Annotated in this window: 14 protein-coding genes and 1 riboswitch; of the genes, 13 read left to right on the forward strand and 1 reads right to left on the reverse strand. The window is 54.2% G+C overall.

Features of this window, described 5'->3' with window-relative positions:
* Positions 1-159 precede the first annotated feature (159 nt).
* From rplU to rpoC, 6 genes are all read left to right on the forward strand, one after another.
* Entirely contained in the window at positions 160-471 is a 312-nt protein-coding gene (gene rplU, locus ACTUHY_RS03375; protein WP_012937735.1) for a 50S ribosomal protein L21, read from the forward strand.
* Between the two features lie 3 nt (positions 472-474).
* Entirely contained in the window at positions 475-804 is a 330-nt protein-coding gene (locus ACTUHY_RS03380) for a ribosomal-processing cysteine protease Prp (protein WP_442826592.1), read from the forward strand.
* Between the two features lie 5 nt (positions 805-809).
* Positions 810-1,100, forward strand: a complete 291-nt coding sequence (gene rpmA, locus ACTUHY_RS03385; protein ID WP_012937737.1) for a 50S ribosomal protein L27 — start codon at positions 810-812, stop codon at positions 1,098-1,100.
* A gap of 61 nt (positions 1,101-1,161) precedes the next feature.
* Entirely contained in the window at positions 1,162-1,548 is a 387-nt protein-coding gene (locus tag ACTUHY_RS03390; RefSeq protein WP_442826593.1) for a hypothetical protein, read from the forward strand.
* Positions 1,549-1,836: 288 nt separating this feature from the next.
* Positions 1,837-5,571 (forward strand): DNA-directed RNA polymerase subunit beta, encoded by a 3,735-nt coding sequence (gene rpoB / locus ACTUHY_RS03395; protein WP_442826594.1) that lies wholly within the window; start codon positions 1,837-1,839, stop codon positions 5,569-5,571.
* Positions 5,572-5,587: 16 nt separating this feature from the next.
* The gene (rpoC, locus tag ACTUHY_RS03400; RefSeq protein ID WP_442826595.1) at positions 5,588-9,613 is read left to right on the forward strand and encodes a DNA-directed RNA polymerase subunit beta'; all 4,026 of its coding nucleotides are present in this window, start codon (positions 5,588-5,590) and stop codon (positions 9,611-9,613) included.
* Between the two features lie 55 nt (positions 9,614-9,668).
* On the opposite strand, the gene ACTUHY_RS03405 is transcribed toward rpoC, so the two are convergent.
* Positions 9,669-10,049, reverse strand: a complete 381-nt coding sequence (locus ACTUHY_RS03405) for a hypothetical protein (RefSeq protein WP_442826596.1) — start codon at positions 10,047-10,049, stop codon at positions 9,669-9,671.
* A gap of 481 nt (positions 10,050-10,530) precedes the next feature.
* On the opposite strand from ACTUHY_RS03405, the gene ACTUHY_RS03410 reads away from it, so the two are divergent.
* The 7 genes from ACTUHY_RS03410 (at position 10,531) to ribD (ending at position 19,277) form a co-directional block, all read left to right on the forward strand.
* Complete coding sequence (locus ACTUHY_RS03410; protein ID WP_442826597.1) at positions 10,531-12,075, forward strand: AbgT family transporter; 1,545 nt, start codon at positions 10,531-10,533, stop codon at positions 12,073-12,075.
* Between the two features lie 132 nt (positions 12,076-12,207).
* Positions 12,208-13,044, forward strand: coding sequence for an energy-coupling factor transporter ATPase (locus ACTUHY_RS03415; protein WP_442826598.1), 837 nt, complete (start codon positions 12,208-12,210; stop codon positions 13,042-13,044).
* Positions 13,029-13,892, forward strand: a complete 864-nt coding sequence (locus ACTUHY_RS03420) for an energy-coupling factor transporter ATPase (RefSeq protein ID WP_442826599.1) — start codon at positions 13,029-13,031, stop codon at positions 13,890-13,892. The genes ACTUHY_RS03415 and ACTUHY_RS03420 overlap by 16 nt, the downstream gene beginning before the upstream one ends.
* Positions 13,886-14,692: an energy-coupling factor transporter transmembrane component T family protein gene (locus ACTUHY_RS03425; protein WP_442826600.1), complete on the forward strand. Its 807-nt coding sequence runs from the start codon at positions 13,886-13,888 to the stop codon at positions 14,690-14,692. The genes ACTUHY_RS03420 and ACTUHY_RS03425 overlap by 7 nt, the downstream gene beginning before the upstream one ends.
* Positions 14,689-15,426 carry a tRNA pseudouridine(38-40) synthase TruA gene (truA, locus tag ACTUHY_RS03430; protein WP_442826601.1) on the forward strand — a complete coding sequence of 246 codons (738 nt, stop codon included), beginning with the start codon at positions 14,689-14,691 and terminating at the stop codon, positions 15,424-15,426. The genes ACTUHY_RS03425 and truA overlap by 4 nt, the downstream gene beginning before the upstream one ends.
* Positions 15,427-15,832: 406 nt before the next feature.
* Positions 15,833-17,740, forward strand: coding sequence for a TonB-dependent receptor plug domain-containing protein (locus ACTUHY_RS03435; RefSeq protein WP_442826602.1), 1,908 nt, complete (start codon positions 15,833-15,835; stop codon positions 17,738-17,740).
* 246 nt (positions 17,741-17,986) lie between these two features.
* Positions 17,987-18,099: riboswitch (FMN riboswitch) on the forward strand.
* Positions 18,100-18,179: 80 nt separating this feature from the next.
* Positions 18,180-19,277 carry a bifunctional diaminohydroxyphosphoribosylaminopyrimidine deaminase/5-amino-6-(5-phosphoribosylamino)uracil reductase RibD gene (gene ribD / locus ACTUHY_RS03440; RefSeq protein WP_442826603.1) on the forward strand — a complete coding sequence of 366 codons (1,098 nt, stop codon included), beginning with the start codon at positions 18,180-18,182 and terminating at the stop codon, positions 19,275-19,277.
* The last annotated feature ends 1 nt before the right edge of the window (position 19,278 follow it).

The following is a 19,278-nucleotide window of genomic DNA, read 5'->3' on the forward strand; positions in this document are numbered from 1 at the left end:
GGAAAGGGAGATCCCAAAGAAAAACTTGCTTTTTTGGCGGTCTTATAGTATACTAGCAAGGCTGAATGTGAATTTGGCACTACCGCCCGGAGAGGTTCCGAAAAACTCCGGAAGGAGTTACCGTATTCGGCGAGTCTTGGAATGAGGGAGGTGCAGAATATGTACGCTATTATCCGTACAGGTGGCAAACAGTACCGCGTCAGCGAAGGCGATGTACTGAACGTTGAAAAACTGAACGTTGAAGAAGGCCAGGAAGTCGTTTTTGACGAAGTCCTGACGGTTGTCAACGATGGCGATGTGAAAGTAGGGGCTCCTACCGTAGCCGGCGCCAAAGTGACCGCTAAGGTCGCTAAACAGGGCAAAGCCGATAAGATCTTTGTTTTCAAATACAGAGCAAAATCCAACTATCGGAAACGCCAGGGTCATCGTCAGCCTTTCACCCAGGTTGAAATCACTTCTATCGAAGCATAAGCCATGATTGCCGTAGATATCTACTACAATCGGCATGGCAGGATCAGGCGGTACAGAGTATCGGGACATGCGGAGTACAGCCCGGAAGGGTTCGATGAAGTATGTTATGCTGTATCCCTGAATACCCAGGTGGCCGCCAATGGCCTCAATGAAGTGCTCCATCGGAAGGTGGATTACACCATTGACCAGGAAGACGGCAGCCTGGCGGTAAGACTGGTGGATGAGCCGGATGCAAAGACGGATGCAGTGCTGAAGACCATGGTCTGCGGCCTGCGCCATCTCCAGAAGACGTATTCCCAGGATTACCTTATGATCAAGGAACACAGGAGGTGAACATCGTGTTCGAATTAATCCTTCAATTACACGCTCATAAGAAAGGGTCCGGTTCTACCCACAACGGCCGTGACTCCAACGCACAGCGCATGGGGACCAAAGCCCATGACGGTCAGCTGGTAACCGCAGGTTCCATCATCGTCCGTCAGCGCGGCACCCGTTTCCACATGGGCCAGAACGTTGGTATGGGTAAAGACTACACCATCTATGCAAAAGTAGCCGGCAAGGTTGCTTTCGAAAGATGGGGCAAAGATCGTCGTACGATCAGCGTTTACCCGGTGGAAGCCGAAGCATAAAGAGCAAGAGGGCTGTCGTTTAGCGGCAGCCCTCTTTTTACGGAAATTCGGAGGAACGGTAATGGACGAGACCATGCGGGAACAGGTGAGGGCCTTTGCTGCCCAGGGCCTGAAAAGCCTGGAACAGGAAGATCTGCCAGATGTACAGGGCAGCCTGGTGCTGACTTGTGAGGCCCTGCGGGACCGGAAGAAGGCGGAAGGAAGCTGCAACCAGGCAGAATTGGACGAGTTGGATCGAGTGCTCCTGGTATTGGAAGACTCTCCGAAACTAGCGGCCAATGCCCGGGATTCCCTCCTGGATCTGGAGGGGATCCGATGTTATCCAAGTGGCCGGTTCCTGATCTTTTATCGGTTCAATTCCAACTATGGATTGGTCACAGTGATCCGTTTGGCCTTGGATCATCCAGAATGGAACGGGCTGGTCAGGGATGGAAGAAAATTCTGCTAAAATTTCACATAAAGTTTACATATTAAAATAGAAAAAAACCATATTATATGATATAATTATCGTCCATGAAGTTTGCTAAAGCAGGATATATAGGTTTCGCGAGTGCTCAGTGGTTGGACATCGCGTTCCCGCTCAAGTGAGGAGAGGAGCACGAAATGCTGACTGAGAGACATTGCAGGATACAAGGCTGATCAATCTTGATTGTGTTGACTGCCTTGTTTTTTTTGTGTAATAGATTCTTAGTACTTTCTTCGAATACCTGCCTAGAGAAAAGGAGTGAGAGACCACATGTTTAAGCCGGTACATAATGGCGACCGCATCCGGTACAGTTATGCGCGGATCAAAGAAGTCCTGAAAATGCCTCATTTGATCGACCTGCAGAGAAAATCTTATGAGTGGTTCATAAGAGAAGGACTGCACGACGTTTTCAAGGATGTTTCTCCCATCAAGGATTTTACGGATAACCTGGAACTGAGTTTTGAAAACTTCACCATTGGGGACCCTAAGTATGACATCGAGACCTGCAAGGAAAAAGATGCCACCTATGCAGCACCCCTGAATGTAGATGTCCGTCTGTTGTATAAGGATACGGGAGAAATCAAGGAATCCACTGTCTTCATGGGGGATTTCCCTCTGATGACCGATACCGGGACCTTCGTCATCAACGGGGCGGAACGGGTCATCGTCAGCCAGCTGGTCCGGTCTCCCGGAGTCTATTACGCCAAAGACATGGATCCCATGGGGAAATTCCTCTATGGGACCACGGTGATCCCCAACCGGGGTGCCTGGATCGAATATGAAACCGACCTGAACGACATCATCTACGCCCGTGTGGACCGGACCCGGAAACTGCCGGCTACAGCACTGCTCCGTGTCATGGGGCTGCCTACCAATGATGATATCATCCGGACCTTCGGGGAACATCCTTTCCTGGTAGCGACTCTGGCCAAGGATACCACCAAAAATGAAGACGATGCCCTGCTGGAAATCTACCGGAAACTGCGTCCGGGCGAACCGGCCAACTTGGAAAATGCCGCCCAGCTGATCAAGAACATCTTCTCTGACAACCGGCGGTATGATCTGGCCAATGTGGGCCGCTATAAGGTCAATAAGAAACTGGGTTGGCGCCAGCGTCTTCTGGGTAAGGAACTGACTTCTCCCATCGCTTTTGAAAATCCTGACGGCAGCCAGGGCGAAGTGGTCCTGCCGGCCGGTACCATCATCGGGGATGAAGAAATCGATAAGATCGAGCAGAGCGGCATCTACAGCCAGCCCGGCTATGCAGAAGTCTGGGTGAAATACCAGGAAAAACCGGAACGGATCATTGTCACCAAAGATATCGATGCTTCCGTCCGGGTCATTACGCCCGCCGATGTGATCGCTTCCTTTGCTTATCTGCTGAATGTGATCGACGGCATGGAAGGCAAGGACGACATAGATCATCTGGGCAACCGGCGTGTCCGTTGCGTAGGGGAACTGCTCCAGAACCAGTTCCGGATCGGTCTGAGCCGTATGGAACGGGTGATCCGGGAACGGATGACCCTCCAGGATGCCGATGTGATCACGCCTCAGGCACTGATCAACATCCGTCCAGTGGTGGCCGCTGTGAAGGAATTCTTCGGCAGCAGCCAGCTGTCTCAGTTCATGGACCAGAACAACCCTCTGGCGGAACTGACCCACAAACGCCGTCTGTCCGCCCTGGGGCCTGGCGGTTTGTCCCGGGAAAGAGCCGGTTATGAAGTCCGTGACGTGCACGTTTCCCACTATGGCCGTATGTGTCCTATCGAAACCCCTGAAGGCCCCAACATCGGCCTGATCGGATCTCTGGCTGCCTACGGGGTGGTGAACCGGTATGGCTTCATTGAAACTCCTTATCGGAAAGTAGACAAGAAGACCTGCAAGGTCACCAATGAAATCGTCTACATGACGGCAGACGAAGAAGACAATTACATCGTGGCACAGGCCAACGAACCCTTGAATGATGACGGGACCTTCGTCAACAGCCACGTAACCTGCCGGGAACGGAACGACGTACTGTCCATTCCGCCCAGCCGGGTAGATTTCATGGACGTATCCCCGAAACAGGTTATGTCCATCGCTGCAGCCCTGATTCCTTTCCTGGAAAACGACGATGCCAACCGTGCTCTGATGGGGGCTAACATGCAGCGGCAGGCAGTGCCTCTGCTGAATCCCAAAGCTCCTGTGGTCGGGACTGGGATGGAATACAAAGTGGCCGTGGACTCCGGTGTCTGCATCCTGGCCAAACACGCCGGGACGGTGAAATACGTCAGCGGCGACAAGATCATCGTTACCCGTGCCGACGGCGCCGGTGTGGATGAATACAATGTACTGAAATTCAAACGCTCCAACCAGAGCACCTGCGTGAACCAGCGACCCATCGTCTTCAAGGGAGACAAGGTGGAAGAAGGCCAGGTCCTGGCTGACGGGCCTGCTACGGATCACGGCGAACTGGCCTTGGGCCGTAACGCCATTGCCGCCTATATGCCCTGGGAAGGCTACAACTACGAAGACGCTGTACTCCTCAGCGAGGATTTGGTGAAGGAAGACGTCTTCACTTCCATCCATATCGAAGAATACAACTGCGACGCCCGGGATACGAAACTGGGGCCGGAAGAGATCACCCGGGATATCCCCAACGTTTCGGAAGAAGCCCTGAAGGATCTGGATGAAGACGGGATCATCCGCATCGGTGCGGAAGTCCGCCCTGGGGATATCCTGGTTGGGAAAGTCACCCCCAAAGGGGAAACGGAACTGAGTGCGGAAGAACGGCTGATCCGGGCCATCTTTGCCGAAAAGGCACGGGAAGTCCGGGACAGCTCCCTGCGGGTACCCCATGGGGAATCCGGGATCATCGTCAGCGTGCAGATCTTCACCCGGGAGAACGGCGATGAACTGCCCCCTGGCGTGAGCAAACAGGTACGGGTCCACATTGTCCAGAAACGGAAGATCAGTGAAGGAGACAAGATGGCAGGCCGTCACGGGAACAAGGGTGTCGTTTCCCGGATCATGCCTCGAGAAGATATGCCGTTCCTGCCCAACGGGGAACCGGTCCAGATCGTGCTGAACCCTCTGGGCGTGCCTTCCCGTATGAACATCGGGCAGATCCTGGAAGCCCATCTGGGCTGGGCTGCCTGTGCCCTGGGCATGCGGATCGAATCTGGAGACCCGAAACTGGCTGGCGAACTGAAAGAAGCCGGCTATGATGTGGATAAATACGGCATGCCGGAAACTGTGGACCATGCAGTGCCCGTGGCAGTGCCTGTGTTCGATTCCGCCCGGGAAGATGACATGGAAAAGACCCTGCAGCTGGCCGGTGTGGATCCCAGCGGGAAGACCACGTTGTATGACGGCCGTACCGGGGAACCCTTCGACAACCCGGTCACCGTAGGCTGTATCTATTACTTGAAGCTCCACCATTTGGTCGCTGATAAGATCCACGCTCGTTCCACCGGTCCGTACTCCCTGGTTACCCAGCAGCCTTTGGGTGGTAAAGCCCAGTTCGGCGGCCAGAGATTCGGGGAAATGGAAGTGTGGGCCCTGGAAGCCTATGGGGCCGCTTACACCCTGCAGGAAATCCTTACCGTGAAGTCCGATGACGTGGTAGGCCGTGTGAAAGCCTATGAAGCCATCGTAAAAGGCGAGAACATCCCGGAACCGGGTGTGCCTGAATCCTTCAAGGTATTGGTGAAAGAAATGCAGAGCATCGGTCTGGATATCCAGGTACTGGATGAAGACGATGATGAAATCGATCTGGATGACGAAGACGAAGATATCGGAATGGGTGATATCGCCAGAGAACTGGATATGGATATGGCCAATAAGGCTCCCCATACCGCGGCCAATGTAGGGGAAGAGAACCCTGCCCAGAGCGGAGAAGAAGAACTGAGCCCGGATGAAGACCAACCGGAAGGCAGCGACTTCGATGTGATTGCCGATATCGGGAACATGGATCTGGACGATTCCCATGATGACAGCGATGACAACGGGTCTGATGCAGAGTAGGAAGGAGTGAGTGCTCTTGTTGGACGTAAATAAATTTCATTCTATGAGAATCGGTCTGGCTTCTCCGGAGAAGATCAGAGCCTGGTCCCACGGGGAAGTGACCAAACCGGAAACCATCAACTATAGAACCCTGAAACCGGAACGGGACGGCCTGTTCTGTGAACGGATCTTTGGGCCTACCAAAGACTGGGAATGCCACTGCGGCAAGTACAAACGCATCCGCTATAAGGGTGTGGTCTGCGACAAATGCGGCGTCGAAGTCACCCGCTCCAAAGTCCGCCGTGACCGGATGGGGTCCATCGAACTGGCGGCTCCTGTCTCTCACATCTGGTATTTCAAAGGAATCCCCTGCCGGATGGGGGCCATCCTGGACATCGGCCAGAGAGCCCTAGAAAAAGTCCTGTACTTTGCCAGCTACATCGTCCTGGATCCCGGTGATACCAACTTGACCAAGAAACAGCTGCTCACCGAAGCGGAATACCAGGAAAAACTGGATGAATACGGTCCTACCTTCCGGGTAGGCATGGGGGCAGAAGCCATCAAGGAACTGCTCCATGAAATCAACGTGGAAGAACTGACCAAAGAACTGCGGGCTGCCCTGAAGACCGAAACCAGCCTCCAGAAGAGACGGAACATCGTCCGCCGCCTGGATGTGTGCGAAGCCTTCCTGAAGAGCGGCAACAAACCGGAATGGATGATCATGGACGTGATCCCGGTCATCCCTCCCGACCTGCGCCCTATGGTTCAGCTGGACGGCGGCCGGTTTGCCACCAGTGACCTGAACGACCTGTACCGCCGGGTCATCAACCGGAACAACCGTCTGAAACGGCTCCAGGAACTCCAGGCTCCGGATATCATCGTCCGGAACGAAAAACGGATGCTCCAGGAAGCGGTGGATGCCCTGATCGACAACGGCCGCCGCGGCCGTGCCGTAACGGGCCCTGGTACCCGTCCTCTGAAATCCTTGTCCGATATGCTGAAAGGGAAACAGGGCCGTTTCCGTCAGAACCTGCTGGGGAAACGGGTGGACTATTCCGGCCGTAGCGTAATCGTGGTCGGGCCTGAAATGAAGATGCACCAGTGCGGCCTGCCGAAAGAAATGGCCCTGGAACTGTTCAAGCCCTTTGTGATGAAGCGTCTGGTGGAAACTGGCGCTGCCACTAATATCAAGAGCGCCAAACGGATGGTGGAACGGGCTACCAACGCTGTATGGGATGTACTGGAAGACGTGATCAAAGAACATCCTGTGCTGCTGAACCGTGCCCCGACCCTGCACAGACTGGGTATCCAGGCGTTCGAACCGATCCTGTCCGAAGGCCGGGCCATCAAGCTGCATCCTCTGGTCTGCACCCCTTACAACGCCGACTTCGACGGGGACCAGATGGCTGTCCATCTGCCTCTGTCCGCTGAAGCCCAGGCCGAAGCACGGGTGCTGATGATGTCCGTCAACAACATCCTGGCTCCCAAAGACGGGAAACCCATCACCGTTCCTACCCAGGATATGGTGCTGGGGGCCTACTACCTGACCATCTTCAAAGATGGAGCCAAGGGAGAAGGCCGCCGGTTCATCAGTTTCGATGAAGCCCGTCTGGCCTATTTCAACCATGTGATCGATCTCCAGGCCCGGATCAAGGTGAAGGTGCCCAATGCGGAAATCTTCCCGGAAACCTCGGATAAAGGGGAAAGCCTGGTCACCACTTCCATGGGGAATATCATCTACAACAGTGAACTGCCTGTAGAAATGCGGTATTACTCCAAACAGGAAGACGGCACCTGGCTCCTGGGCAAATTGATCGATAAGAAGGAACTGGGCCGTCTGGTAGCCAAAGCCCACAAGCTGTACGGCAACTTCGGCACCGCCCGGGTTCTGGATATCGTCAAGAAGCTGGGCTATGACAACGCCTGCAAATCCGGTCTGTCTATCGCCGCTTCCGATATCAAGATCCCGAAAGAAAAGGCTTCCATCCTGGCCGCCGCTGAAAAGCAGGTCGATAAAGTGGAAACCATCTTCAACCGTGGTCTCATGAGCGATGACGAACGGTACCGTAAGGTCATCGCCATCTGGGATAAAGCCACCGAAGACGTGGCCAACGCCCTGATGAAACACACCATGGATCCTTTCAACCCTGTATACATGATGGCCAATTCCGGTGCCCGCGGTAACGTGCAGCAGATCCGTCAGCTGGCTGGTATGCGTGGTCTGATGGCTGACCCTTCCGGTCGGATCATCGACCGTCCTATCAAATCCAACTTCCGTGAAGGCCTGACCATCTTGGAATACTTCATTTCTTCCCACGGTGCCCGGAAAGGTCTGACCGATACCGCCCTGCGTACCGCTGACTCCGGTTATCTGACCCGCCGTCTGGTAGACGTGGCCCAGGATGTCATCGTCCGGGAAGACGACTGCGATGTGACCGGCATGAACCTGGTCCGGGAACGGGCCCGTTTCTGCAAAGCCGTCCTGGGTTCCAGCCAGCACAAGCTGAAGGAATATGTGGTAGGCCGTACCCTGGCTGCCAGCGTGATGGATCCGGAAGACGATTCCATCCTGGCGGAAGCCGATACGGTGGTCAGCGAAGAAGTCTTCGACCGCCTGATGGCAGCCAAGATACTGGAAATCAGCCTGTATCCGGCTGACGAAGAAAGCAATGAAGAACCGGAAACCCTGGCAATCAACGTGCCGGAAGAAAAAGTGAAAGCGGCTTTCCGGGAACATATGACCCACCATTTCCTGGACAAACAGGTGGAAGAAGATATCGTCAATGAGAAGGATGAAGTCCTGGCCAAGGCCGGTGACAAGTTCACCGCTGACGTGATCGAAAAGATCCTGGAAGACGGGACTGTCAAAGAGCTGAAAATCCGGAACAACGAAGTGGATGGGGTCTATGTGGAAGCCATTACTTCCGGGAAGAACAAGAGCACGGTGCTGGAATCCCTCCGGGATCGTCTGGTAGGCCGTACCCTGGCCGAAGATATCACCGACAAAGAAGGAAAGGTCATCTACCATATCAACGATTACATCACCGAAGATATGGCCGATGTAATCGCCGACCTGCGGGAGAAAGTCAAGATTCGTTCTGTACTGACCTGCAAATCCCATTTCGGAGTCTGCCGTGCCTGCTACGGCCGGAACCTGGCTACGGCCAAGAAGGTGGAAGTGGGCGAAGCTGTCGGGACCATCGCTGCCCAGGCCATCGGCGAACCGGGTACCCAGCTGACCATGAGAACCTTCCACACCGGCGGTGTTGCTGGTGCTGATGATATCACCCAAGGTCTTCCCCGTGTCGAAGAATTGTTCGAAGCCCGGAAACCGAAACATCCCGGTATCCTCACGGAAGTGGCTGGTACTGTGGAAATCCAGGAAAAGGAAGAAGGCCGGTTCATCATCATCCATAAGGAAGATGGAACGGATGAATCTTACCATATTCCTTACGGGGCTAAGATCCATGTGGCAGAAGGGGATAAAGTGGAAGTGGGCGACCGCCTCACCGAAGGTTCCCTGAACCCCCATGACATCCTGCGGATCTCCGGTCCGGCTGCTACCCGTCATTATCTGGTACAGCAGGTACTGGGCGTCTACAAGTCCCAGGGCGTGGAAATCAACGATAAGCACGTGGAAGTCATGGTCCGTCAGATGATGCGGAAGTATAAGATCGACGAAGCCGGCGACACCAATATGCTGCCGGGCTCCGTGGTGGATATCGCCCAATTCGAAGATGAGAACGACGAAGTGCTGGCTGAAGGGAAACAGCCGGCAGTCGGTCATCCCATCCTGCTGGGGATCACCAAGGCTTCTCTGGCTACCGATTCCTTCCTGTCCGCTGCTTCCTTCCAGGAAACCACTCGGAACCTCACGGATGCCGCTATCAAAGGCAAGGTGGATCCGCTGCTGGGCCTGAAAGAAAACGTCATCATCGGGAAACTGATCCCGGCCGGTACGGGTATGTCCAAATACCGGAACATCCAGCTGAAACTCCATCGTCCGATGGAAGTCAGCGAAGAACCGGCTGAAACTCTGGCAGAACAGCCTGCAGAGGAATAAGCAAAATAAAAAGGGAATGTGAAGAAATAATTTTCATTTCTTCACATTCCCTTTTTTATTGCAGTAATACCAGTATTTCCTGCTGCTTTTCTTCGGGCAGGGGATCTAGGTTCCGCTGCCGGATCCAACGCTTCAGCTCTGGCAGGCTCAAGGTCTTGGCCCGAGCAGGTGCAGCCAGCTGGAAGACAGGATCAGCATAATTATCAGCTGCAATGACAAAAACATGGACTTCAAAGGGAGCAGTTTTGGCCGTTTTCAGCAGATTTCCCAGCTTTTCTTTTTCTTCCTTCAAAAAGGCAAGTGGATTGGTGATCCGGATGATTTCAGAATTATCTTTTAATATCCATTGTTCACTACGTTCCGAACCTTCTATCCGATATCCCTTGGATAGGATCTTAAGGAGAAGGACATCATGGGGAAGGAGGATATAGGTCAATTCAGGAGATAATACCCCATTTGTGCAGGAAAGACTGCGATAATGGCCTCGAGATCCTGATTTCACTGCTTTTATGACACGATCCTTGGCACCTTTCGGTGTCCGGGCCTTTCGGATCCGGTGGATCCACCTTTGGAAAAAAAGGCATCCTGACAGGAAAAGCAGGAAAAAAATCAGGTATTCTTTGGAAGAATGTAGCTTCCATAGGGTCATGTTAGGAAAGATTTGTATCACTATTTCATCCATTTTACCATTCCACCTCTTTTGGATTACAAAAATATAAGAAAAAACTTGTTCAAATTATAACATGGTAAAAGTCAGCCCGTCCAGGAGAAAGAAGCGCTGGACAAGCTTTGTCCCAGCATGATATTATATAAACGATTGGAGAATACAGATGAAAAATGTTTGATGTTCTTTTGGCTGTAATGCAGTATTTCCGGTACTGTATTGGGTAAATATTTTTTAAGGAGGTTGTCAATCAATGGTTGCAAAAGATGCAGTCAAGAAAACCTGGGTGGACCGTTTCCTGAATACTATCGAAACGGTTTGCAACAAACTGCCGCCGCCCGCTATCCTGTTCGTGGTCTTATTCCTCATTACAGCCGTCATCGGAGCTGGGCTCACCAGTACGGGCTTCAGCCTAACCAATCCCGCCACGGGGAAAGCCGTGGTCTCCCAGAATCTATTTTCCAAAGCTGGGGTCCAGTGGCTGCTGACCAATCTGGTCAAGAACTTCACAGGGTTTGCACCTTTGGGACTGGTGATCACCATGACCATGGCCATCGGATTCTGTGAAGAATCAGGCATGCTGGTCGCTATGCTGAGACGGTCTCTGAAAAATGTACCGCCTGGAGTGGTGCCCTATTTGATCGCTTTCCTAGGGACTTGCGGGAATATCGCTTCGGATACGGCCATGGTGGTGATCCCTCCTTTGGCAGCCATTGTGTATATCGGGGTCAAGAAACACCCGGTAGTGGGCATGATGGTAGGGTATGCCGGAGCCCAGGCCGGATTCACCGCCAACCTGCTGGTCGCTGGCACCGACTCTCTGCTCCAAGGACTGACCAACCAGGCTCTGGATGCGTTCCTGGGCAGCCCCGGGGCTTTTGTGGTGGATGTGACTTGCAACTGGTACTTCATGATGGCTTCTACCTTCCTGTGTGCTGCCGCCATCGGCTGGGTCTCCATCCATATCATCGAACCTCGTTTCCCTCAGTATGAAGGGGCGGAAGAGGAAGAAATGATGGATGAAGTGACCCCACTGGAACTCAAAGGGCTGCACCGTTCCGGACTGGCCGTCCTGATTTACGTGGCCATCGTTGTGGTAGGATTCAAAGCCAGCATCCTGTCCAAAGACGGGGTGACCGTGGTGGGCTCTTTGATGCTGAAAGGGCTGATCCCGCTGCTGTTTTTCATGTTCAGCATTGCCGGTATCGTATTCGGGATCACTACAGGAAAATTCACCAATGTGAAGAGCATCAACTCTGCCATGGTGAAGCAGATGAGCGGCATGGGTGCCTATGTGGTATTCTGTTTCTTCTGCGGGCAGTTCCAGGGTTTGTTCAACTGGACGAAACTGGGAACCTTGCTGGCTATCAGCGGAGCCAACTTCCTGAAAGGTGTGGGCTTTACGGGGATTCCCCTGTGCATCGCTTTCATCATTATTTCGGCTATCGTGAATATCTTCGTTTCTTCTGGTTCGGCCAAGTGGGCTATCTTTGCCCCGATTTTCGTACCCATGTTCATGCTGCTGGGCTACCATCCTGGTTTTACCCAGCTGCTGTATCGGTTGGGTGACTCCCCGGGCAACTGCTTTACGCCCATGAGTCCCTATATCTGGATGATCCTCAGTGTGGCTCAGGAAAAATATATGCCGGATTGCGCTATCGGGACACTGATTTCCAATATGATCCCCATTGCGATAGTCCTGCAGATCGCCTGGATCATCTTCCTGATCATCTGGATGGCCCTGGGCCTGCCGTTTGGACCGGGCGTGGGTATAGCACTTCCTGCCGGGATCCTGTAAAGCTTTATGTTTTCCTGGAAGACTGTGAAAGAATGACGACAAAGACCTGTCGGCTTCTTTTGCAGTCTTTCTTTTATTTTATTTGACGGACAGCCGTAAACAAAGCTATAATTTATCTTTATGGAGGAAGATATGGAACCGATCATTGAAACGAAGCAGCTGACCCATACCTATGTGGATGGGCAAAATCAGGAAATGACCGCACTCCAGGGCATCAATCTGTCCATTGCCCCCGGCGAATTTGTCGCCATTATCGGGACCAACGGCAGCGGTAAATCCACCCTGGCCCGTCATTTCAACGGTCTCCTGACACCTACCAGCGGACACTGTCTGGTGGGAGGCCTGGATACCGCCATAGAAGAGAATCTCTGGCCCGTACGCCAGACCGTGGGCATGGTGTTCCAGAATCCGGACAACCAGATCGTGGCGGCCATTGTGGAGGAAGATGTGGCCTTTGGGCTGGAAAATATCGGCGTCCCCAGTCCGGAAATCCGTCCCCGGGTGGAAAAAGCGCTGGCGACCGTGGATATGCTGGATTATGCCAAGCGGGCTCCTCACCGTCTGTCCGGGGGCCAGAAGCAGCGGGTGGCCATTGCTGGAGTGCTAGCCCTGGAACCCCGGTGCATCGTCTTTGACGAACCCACTGCCATGCTGGACCCCAAAGGCCGGAAGGAAATCGTCTCTACGGTACTGAAGCTGAACAAAGAAAAGCACATCACCATTGTGTACATCACCCATAAAATGGAAGAAGCCATCCTGGCCGACCGGGTCATCGCCATGGAAAAAGGGAAAATCGTCCTGGAAGGGACTCCCAAAGAAGTGTTCACTCAAGTGGACCGGATCCGGGGCCTGGGGCTGGAATGTCCCCTGGCGGCGGAAGTGGCGGATGCTTTGGACAAACAGGGCCATCAGCTGCCGCCCATCATTACCCATAAGGAGTTGTGTGAAGCATTATGTCCATCCAAGTAGACCATATCTCCTATACCTATATGACCCACACCAGCCTGGAAAAGAAGGCCCTGGATGATGTGAGCTTTACCCTGGAAAAAGGGGAGTTCGTGGCTCTGATCGGCCATACCGGCAGCGGCAAATCCACCCTGGCGGAACACCTTAACGGACTGCTCCATCCTATGGCGGGGAAAGTGCTGGTGGATGGAGTGGACCTGGCGGCCAAGACAGCGGAAGCCAAGGCGGCCCGGAACCGGGTGGGCATGGTATTCCAGTATCCGGAACACCAGCTGTTTGCAGAAACCATCTATGAAGATATTGCTTTCGGGCCCCGGAACCAGGGAAAGACGGAACCGGAAGTGGAAGAAGCGGTGCGCAGCGCCATGGAATTCGTGGACCTGGATTTCGACACCTTTGCCCAGCGGTCGCCCTTCCAGCTTTCCGGGGGCCAGATGCGCCGGGTGGCTATTGCCGGGGTGGTAGCCATGGAACCGGATTACCTGATCATGGACGAACCCAGTGCCGGGCTGGATCCTATCAGCCGGGACAGCATCTTCGGCCAGCTCCAGAAAATCTTTGAGAAACGGAAAATGGGTGTGCTGCTGATCACCCACAGCATGGAAGAAGCGGCCCAGTACGCCAGCCGGCTCCTGGTCATGAGCGACAGCCGACTCCAGCTGGATGGACCGGCCCGGGACCTGTTCACCCATGAGCGGGAAAAACTGGAAGCCCTTTCTGTGGATGTGCCGGAAAGCGTCAAGTTAGCAGAAGAACTCCGGAACCAGGGCCTGCCTATTGAAGGGACGCCCCTCACCAAGGAAGAACTGATCCGGGCCATTGATAGAGCAAAGGGGTGGAAGACATGCTGACAGACATTACCCTGGGACAGTACTATCCTGGGAATTCCTGTATCCATCGGCTGGATCCCCGGACCAAGATCCTGGCAGTACTGTTCTATATGGTCATGGTGTTCCTGGCTACTTCGCCTCTTTCTTACGGGATCCTCATCGGGTTCATCGTGGTGGGGGCTGCGCTGGCCAAACTGCCGGCGGGGCTGCTGATCCGGTCCATCAAGCCTTTGTGGATCATCATCCTGCTGACTATGGTGATCCATTTTGTCACGGATCCGGGAGAAGTCCTGTGGCACTGGAAGTTCCTCACCGTCACCAAAGAAGGGATCGTGCTGGGGGTGAAGATGTCCCTGCGGCTGGTGCTGTTGCTCTTGGTGTCGTCTCTGATGACCTTTACCACTTCTCCTATTGTGCTGACGGACGGCATTGAATCGCTGCTCCGGCCCTTCAAGAAAATCGGGGTGCCGGCCCACGAACTGGCCATGATGATGACCATCGCCCTCCGGTTCATTCCCACCCTGCTGGAAGAGACGGACCGGATCATGAAGGCCCAAATGTCCCGGGGCGCGGATTTTTCCTCTGGGAATATCATGAAACGGGCCAAAAATATGTTGCCCATCCTGATCCCTCTGTTCATCTCTTCTTTCCGGCGGGCGGATGAACTGGCCTTGGCCATGGAAGCCCGATGCTACCGGGGCGGGGAAGGGCGGACCCGGATGCATGAACTGGTCTACGGCAAAGCCGATGCCCTGACCGGACTGGTGATGCTGGCCCTGTTCGGGCTGCTGGCCTTCCTGCGCTGGGGGATGCCCGCATGATCCGGACCATCAAAGCTATCGTGGCCTATGACGGAACCCAATATCAGGGGTTCCAGCGGCAGAAAAACGGGGTAGGGGTCCAGCAGGTGCTGGAAAAGGCACTGACAGAAGTACTGAAGGAACCCATCTTGATCAAAGCCGCCGGCCGGACCGATGCCGGGGTCCATGCTCTGGGCCAGGTGATTTCCTTTGCTACCAGTTCTCGGATCCCCCCGGAAAACTACCGTCGGGCCCTGGAACCCCATCTGCCGCCGGATATCGCCATCCGGGAAGCGGAAGTGGTCCGGGACGGCTTCCATGCTCGATTCGATGCGGTGGACAAGACCTATCAGTATAAAATCTATTATTCCCCCCTGCCGGATCCTACCCAGCGGAACACCACCTGGGAGATCAGGGAGAAGCTGGATGTGGAGGCCATGAACCGGGCGGCAGCCCTGCTCTTGGGAAAGCACGACTTCACCTCCTTCAAGAACCAGGGGAGCCAGGATACCTCGCCGGTGCGGACTCTGACCGAAGCCCATTGGGTCCAGGATGGGGACCTGTACACCTTCACCATCACCGGGGACGGATTCCTGTACCGCATGGTCAGGAACATCGTAGGTTGTCTGGTCCGGGTGGGCACGGGCCAGTGGAACGAGGACGATTTTGCCCAAGTGATGGCCGCCCGGAACCGGAAAAAGGCCGGCATGGCCGCTCCGGCCCAGGGGCTGTATCTGATGCATGTAAGTTATTAGGGGGCTGCGGCATAAGCAGCAGCCTCTTTTTGAGGTCTCGGGTCTCGAGTCGTGAGTCTCGAGCCGTTGGATAGAACCTGTCCCCATGGCCAGGTTCTTTTGAAGGTGTAGAAGCAGTATCGTGCTGGATATAGAAACGAATATCTTATCGTTAGCAGATTAGGGTTTGTACATTCAAAAAATTTGCTTGCAAATTTCTCATTCGGCTTGAGACTCGAGACTCGAGACCCGAGACCGAGCCGCTATGCGGCTTATGAGACCGGGGGTGTGAATTTTTTTCACACCCCCTTCTTTTTGATATAGCCCCAATCTATACCACTCCATAACTTCCCCCTATTTGCCGAATCTTCTTTTTTACGGTACACTGTTAGATGAATATTTCGTGAAGAGGAAAGGGAGTTTTAGGATGAAAAAAGTGTGGAACAGGAAATTGGCTGGGGCTGTGCTGACGGCAGTGGTCCTGGGGAGCCCTGCAGCAGCCTGGGCAGCGGATGCCCCTGTGGAAGGCAAAGACGAAACCGTCGTCATCACGGCCAACCGGCTGAAGAACACCAAAGCCGATACGCCAGCGGATGTGACCGTGATCACCAGCCAGCAAATCTCCGACCGGGGCTACCGGACGGTCACCGATGCCCTGGAGGATGTGCCGGGGGCACGGGTGATGCAGAATGGTGTAGGTGCCTACGAATCCCATATTATGCTCAATGGGGATGAACGGGTGCTGGTGATGGTGGACGGTCACCGGTTCAACCACAGCATGGGCAGCATGGCCAAATCCACCTTTGATGCCCATACCCTGCCGCCGGTGGATATGATCGAACGGATCGAAGTGGTGAAAGGCGGGGCTTCCACCTTGTACGGGGCTGATGCGGTGGGAGGTGTCATCAATATCATTACCAAGACTCCGGAAGAGACCACCGGGAAAATCCGGGTGGGCTACGGTTCCTGGGGCAACCAGGATCTGGGGCTGTCCGTAGGGGGCAAAGTGGACAAAAACGGCATCCAGGTGGCTGCCAGCCGGAATAAGGCGTCCTACTTCAAATACAAGGACACTAACGGGGACACAAAAAAATGGCCGGGACAGTCCAACTACACCCAGGACAATATTTCCCTGAAACTGACCCACGACTTTACGGAAAGCGATGGACTGACCCTGAACTATGATTATTCCACCATGGAAGGGAACAATCCCTATAGTGTCAATTCCTATTTCCCTTCTCAGCTGGATAAAAAGACCAACAATGTGGGGCTGCGGTACGACTGGAACCGAGATGCCAAGAACAGCGGTTATCTCCAGACCTACCGGAACTACTACAGCTATTTCAACCAGGGCAGCATGGACGAAACGGACTGGGGCATCGAAGGCCAGCAGAACTTCGTCCTGTCCGATACCAACACCTTGGTAGGCGGTCTGGAATACCGGGATGCCAAGGCACACAATGAAGTCAGTTACAAAGGTAAAAAAGGATACAACAACAAGGCTGTTTTCCTCCAGGACCAGTGGAAATTTGCTCCCACCTGGCAGCTGAACACTGGCGTCCGGTATGACGATCACAGCCGCAGCGGCAACCGGACCACCGGCAGTGCCGCCATCAACAAGAAGTTCAGCAAAGACAGCAATGCCTACTTCTCCTGGAACCAGGTGTTCCGGACTCCCACCATCGATGATCTGTATTATTACTCTGATTTAAGTATGTGGGGAATGGGGAAATATGTGGGGAATGATAATCTGAAGGCTGAAACCGGGAATGTGTATTCCTTGGGCTACAACTTCAAGGCAGATCCCAAAACCGATGTGGGTATCAGCGCCTTCTACAGCAATCTCCACAATGCCCTTAACTGGAGAAAAGAATGGATTTCTCCCTGGGTCTATAATGCATATGCGGAGAACATCGACCGGGAAAAGAGACGGGGCTTGTCACTGACTGTAACACACAAACTGAATAAACTGTGGGATGTAGATGCTTCTTATACCTATGTAAGAGTAACAGGTAAGTCGGATGGATACATTCGGGATGACAATTACGCACCCAACTACTATCAGGCCGGCGTCTGCTATCATGATACCAAATGGAACCTGGATCTTCGGGCACGGGCAGCCAATGGACTCAGCAAGAATAATTATGGCGAAAACAAGTACCTGACCATGGACTTCATTGCCCGGTACAAATTCGATCAGAACTGGACCGGATTCGCCAACTTCTACAACCTGAACAACGCAGCTTACGCGGAACAGGGCGGCGTTGTGAACGGCCAGGATAATTATCCCATGCCCGGCCGGCGGATCATCGTGGGGGCGGAATATTCCTTCTGATTGCAGTGAGGAGTGCAGAGTGAAGAGTGAAGAGCGGGACGGCTGGAATCCAATGATCCGTTGCGATACTGTAGGGGCTGCACGCCGGGCAGCCCGCCAAACCGCTGATTGTCCGTGCATCCAGCGGGTCGCCGGGCCTGCGGCCCCTACGGTTCGATATGAGCTTCTCAAGGCGCATGGCGCCGTATCTGGCTTCTTGCAATCTCATACAGATATGATATAATATGTCCGGAACAACATCATAAGTTTTGTCTTTGGGGAGGGGTGTGATTCCCTACCGGCGGTAAAGTCCGCGAGCCTCGGCACGAATCGGTGGAATTCCGATACCGACAGTATAGTCTGGATGAGAAAAGACAGCGCTGGAAAAGTGTATTTGCCGTGCTATCCTCCTTGGATGGCACGGCTTTGTATTTGGCAAATCTTGAAAGCGGGTGAAACTGTGACAGATGAAGAATATATGCAGATGGCCCTGGACTTGGCAGAAAAAGCCCGGGGCTGCACCAGTCCCAATCCCATGGTCGGCTGCGTCATCGTAAACCCGGAAGGGAAGATCGTTGGCAAAGGCTATCACCACAAAGCTGGCCAGCCCCATGCGGAGATCATGGCTATGGCGGATGCTGGGAACCAGGTGGAAGGCTGCACCGCCTATGTGACCCTGGAGCCCTGTTCCCATTATGGCCGTACGGGCCCCTGCTGTGAGGCCCTGATCAAGGCGGGCATCAAAAAAGTAGTGGCAGCGGCGGACGATCCCAATCCGAAAGTGTCCGGACGGGGCTTTGCCAGGCTCCAGGATGCGGGAGTGGAAGTGGTCCGGGGGGTGCTGGCAGACAAGGCCAACCGGCAGAACGAAGTGTTCATGCACTGGATGAAGACGGGCCGTCCTTTTGTGGCCCTGAAATATGCCATGACCCTGGACGGGAAGATTGCCACGGCTTCCGGGGATTCCAAATGGATCTCCAACGAACAGTCCCGGGCCTATGCCCACAAACTCCGGAGCATCTACGACTGCATCCTGGTGGGGAAGAACACGGTGCTCAACGATGACCCGTCCCTGACCTGCCGGCTGGCGGAAGGGAAGAATCCCCTGCGGATCGTCCTGGACAGCCACTGCCAGCTGCCCATGGACCGGAAAGTGTTCACCGATGGGGAAGCTAAGACCCTCCTGATCACCTCCTTGAAAGCGGACCGGGAGAAAGTGGCGGCCTTCCAGGCCCTGGACCAGGTGACCGTATGGCAGATCCCGGAGAAGAACGGGGCTCTGGATCTGGGCATCCTGCTGGACAGACTGGGACAGCAGGAAAAGACCAGCGTGCTGGTGGAAGGGGGCAGCCAGGTCCATGGTGCCTTCTTTGACGGCAGACTGGCCCAGCGGGTCTATGCCTTCATCGCTCCCTGCCTGATCGGAGGCAAGCGGAACCTGAGTGCCATCGGGGGCCGGGGGGCCCGGACCATGGACCTGCGGGTGACCCTCCAGGAACCTCGATATGAAGCCTTCGGCACGGACCTGATGGTCACGGGTCTCTTGGAAAGGAGCTGAG

Source organism: Acidaminococcus nyctereutis, assembly GCF_052216985.1.
Taxonomy (GTDB): domain Bacteria; phylum Bacillota; class Negativicutes; order Acidaminococcales; family Acidaminococcaceae; genus Acidaminococcus; species Acidaminococcus fermentans_A.

Bases quoted from the DNA above. Each gene is read 5' to 3' on its own strand.
- rplU (WP_012937735.1), top strand. From the start codon at position 160: ATGTACGCTATTATCCGTACAGGTGGCAAACAGTACCGCGTCAGCGAA.
- ACTUHY_RS03380 (WP_442826592.1), top strand. From the start codon at position 475: ATGATTGCCGTAGATATCTACTACAATCGGCATGGCAGGATCAGGCGG.
- ACTUHY_RS03390 (WP_442826593.1), top strand. From the start codon at position 1,162: ATGGACGAGACCATGCGGGAACAGGTGAGGGCCTTTGCTGCCCAGGGC.
- rpoB (WP_442826594.1), top strand. From the start codon at position 1,837: ATGTTTAAGCCGGTACATAATGGCGACCGCATCCGGTACAGTTATGCG.
- ACTUHY_RS03410 (WP_442826597.1), top strand. From the start codon at position 10,531: ATGGTTGCAAAAGATGCAGTCAAGAAAACCTGGGTGGACCGTTTCCTG.
- ACTUHY_RS03415 (WP_442826598.1), top strand. From the start codon at position 12,208: ATGGAACCGATCATTGAAACGAAGCAGCTGACCCATACCTATGTGGAT.
- ACTUHY_RS03420 (WP_442826599.1), top strand. From the start codon at position 13,029: ATGTCCATCCAAGTAGACCATATCTCCTATACCTATATGACCCACACC.
- ACTUHY_RS03425 (WP_442826600.1), top strand. From the start codon at position 13,886: ATGCTGACAGACATTACCCTGGGACAGTACTATCCTGGGAATTCCTGT.
- truA (WP_442826601.1), top strand. From the start codon at position 14,689: ATGATCCGGACCATCAAAGCTATCGTGGCCTATGACGGAACCCAATAT.
- ACTUHY_RS03435 (WP_442826602.1), top strand. From the start codon at position 15,833: ATGAAAAAAGTGTGGAACAGGAAATTGGCTGGGGCTGTGCTGACGGCA.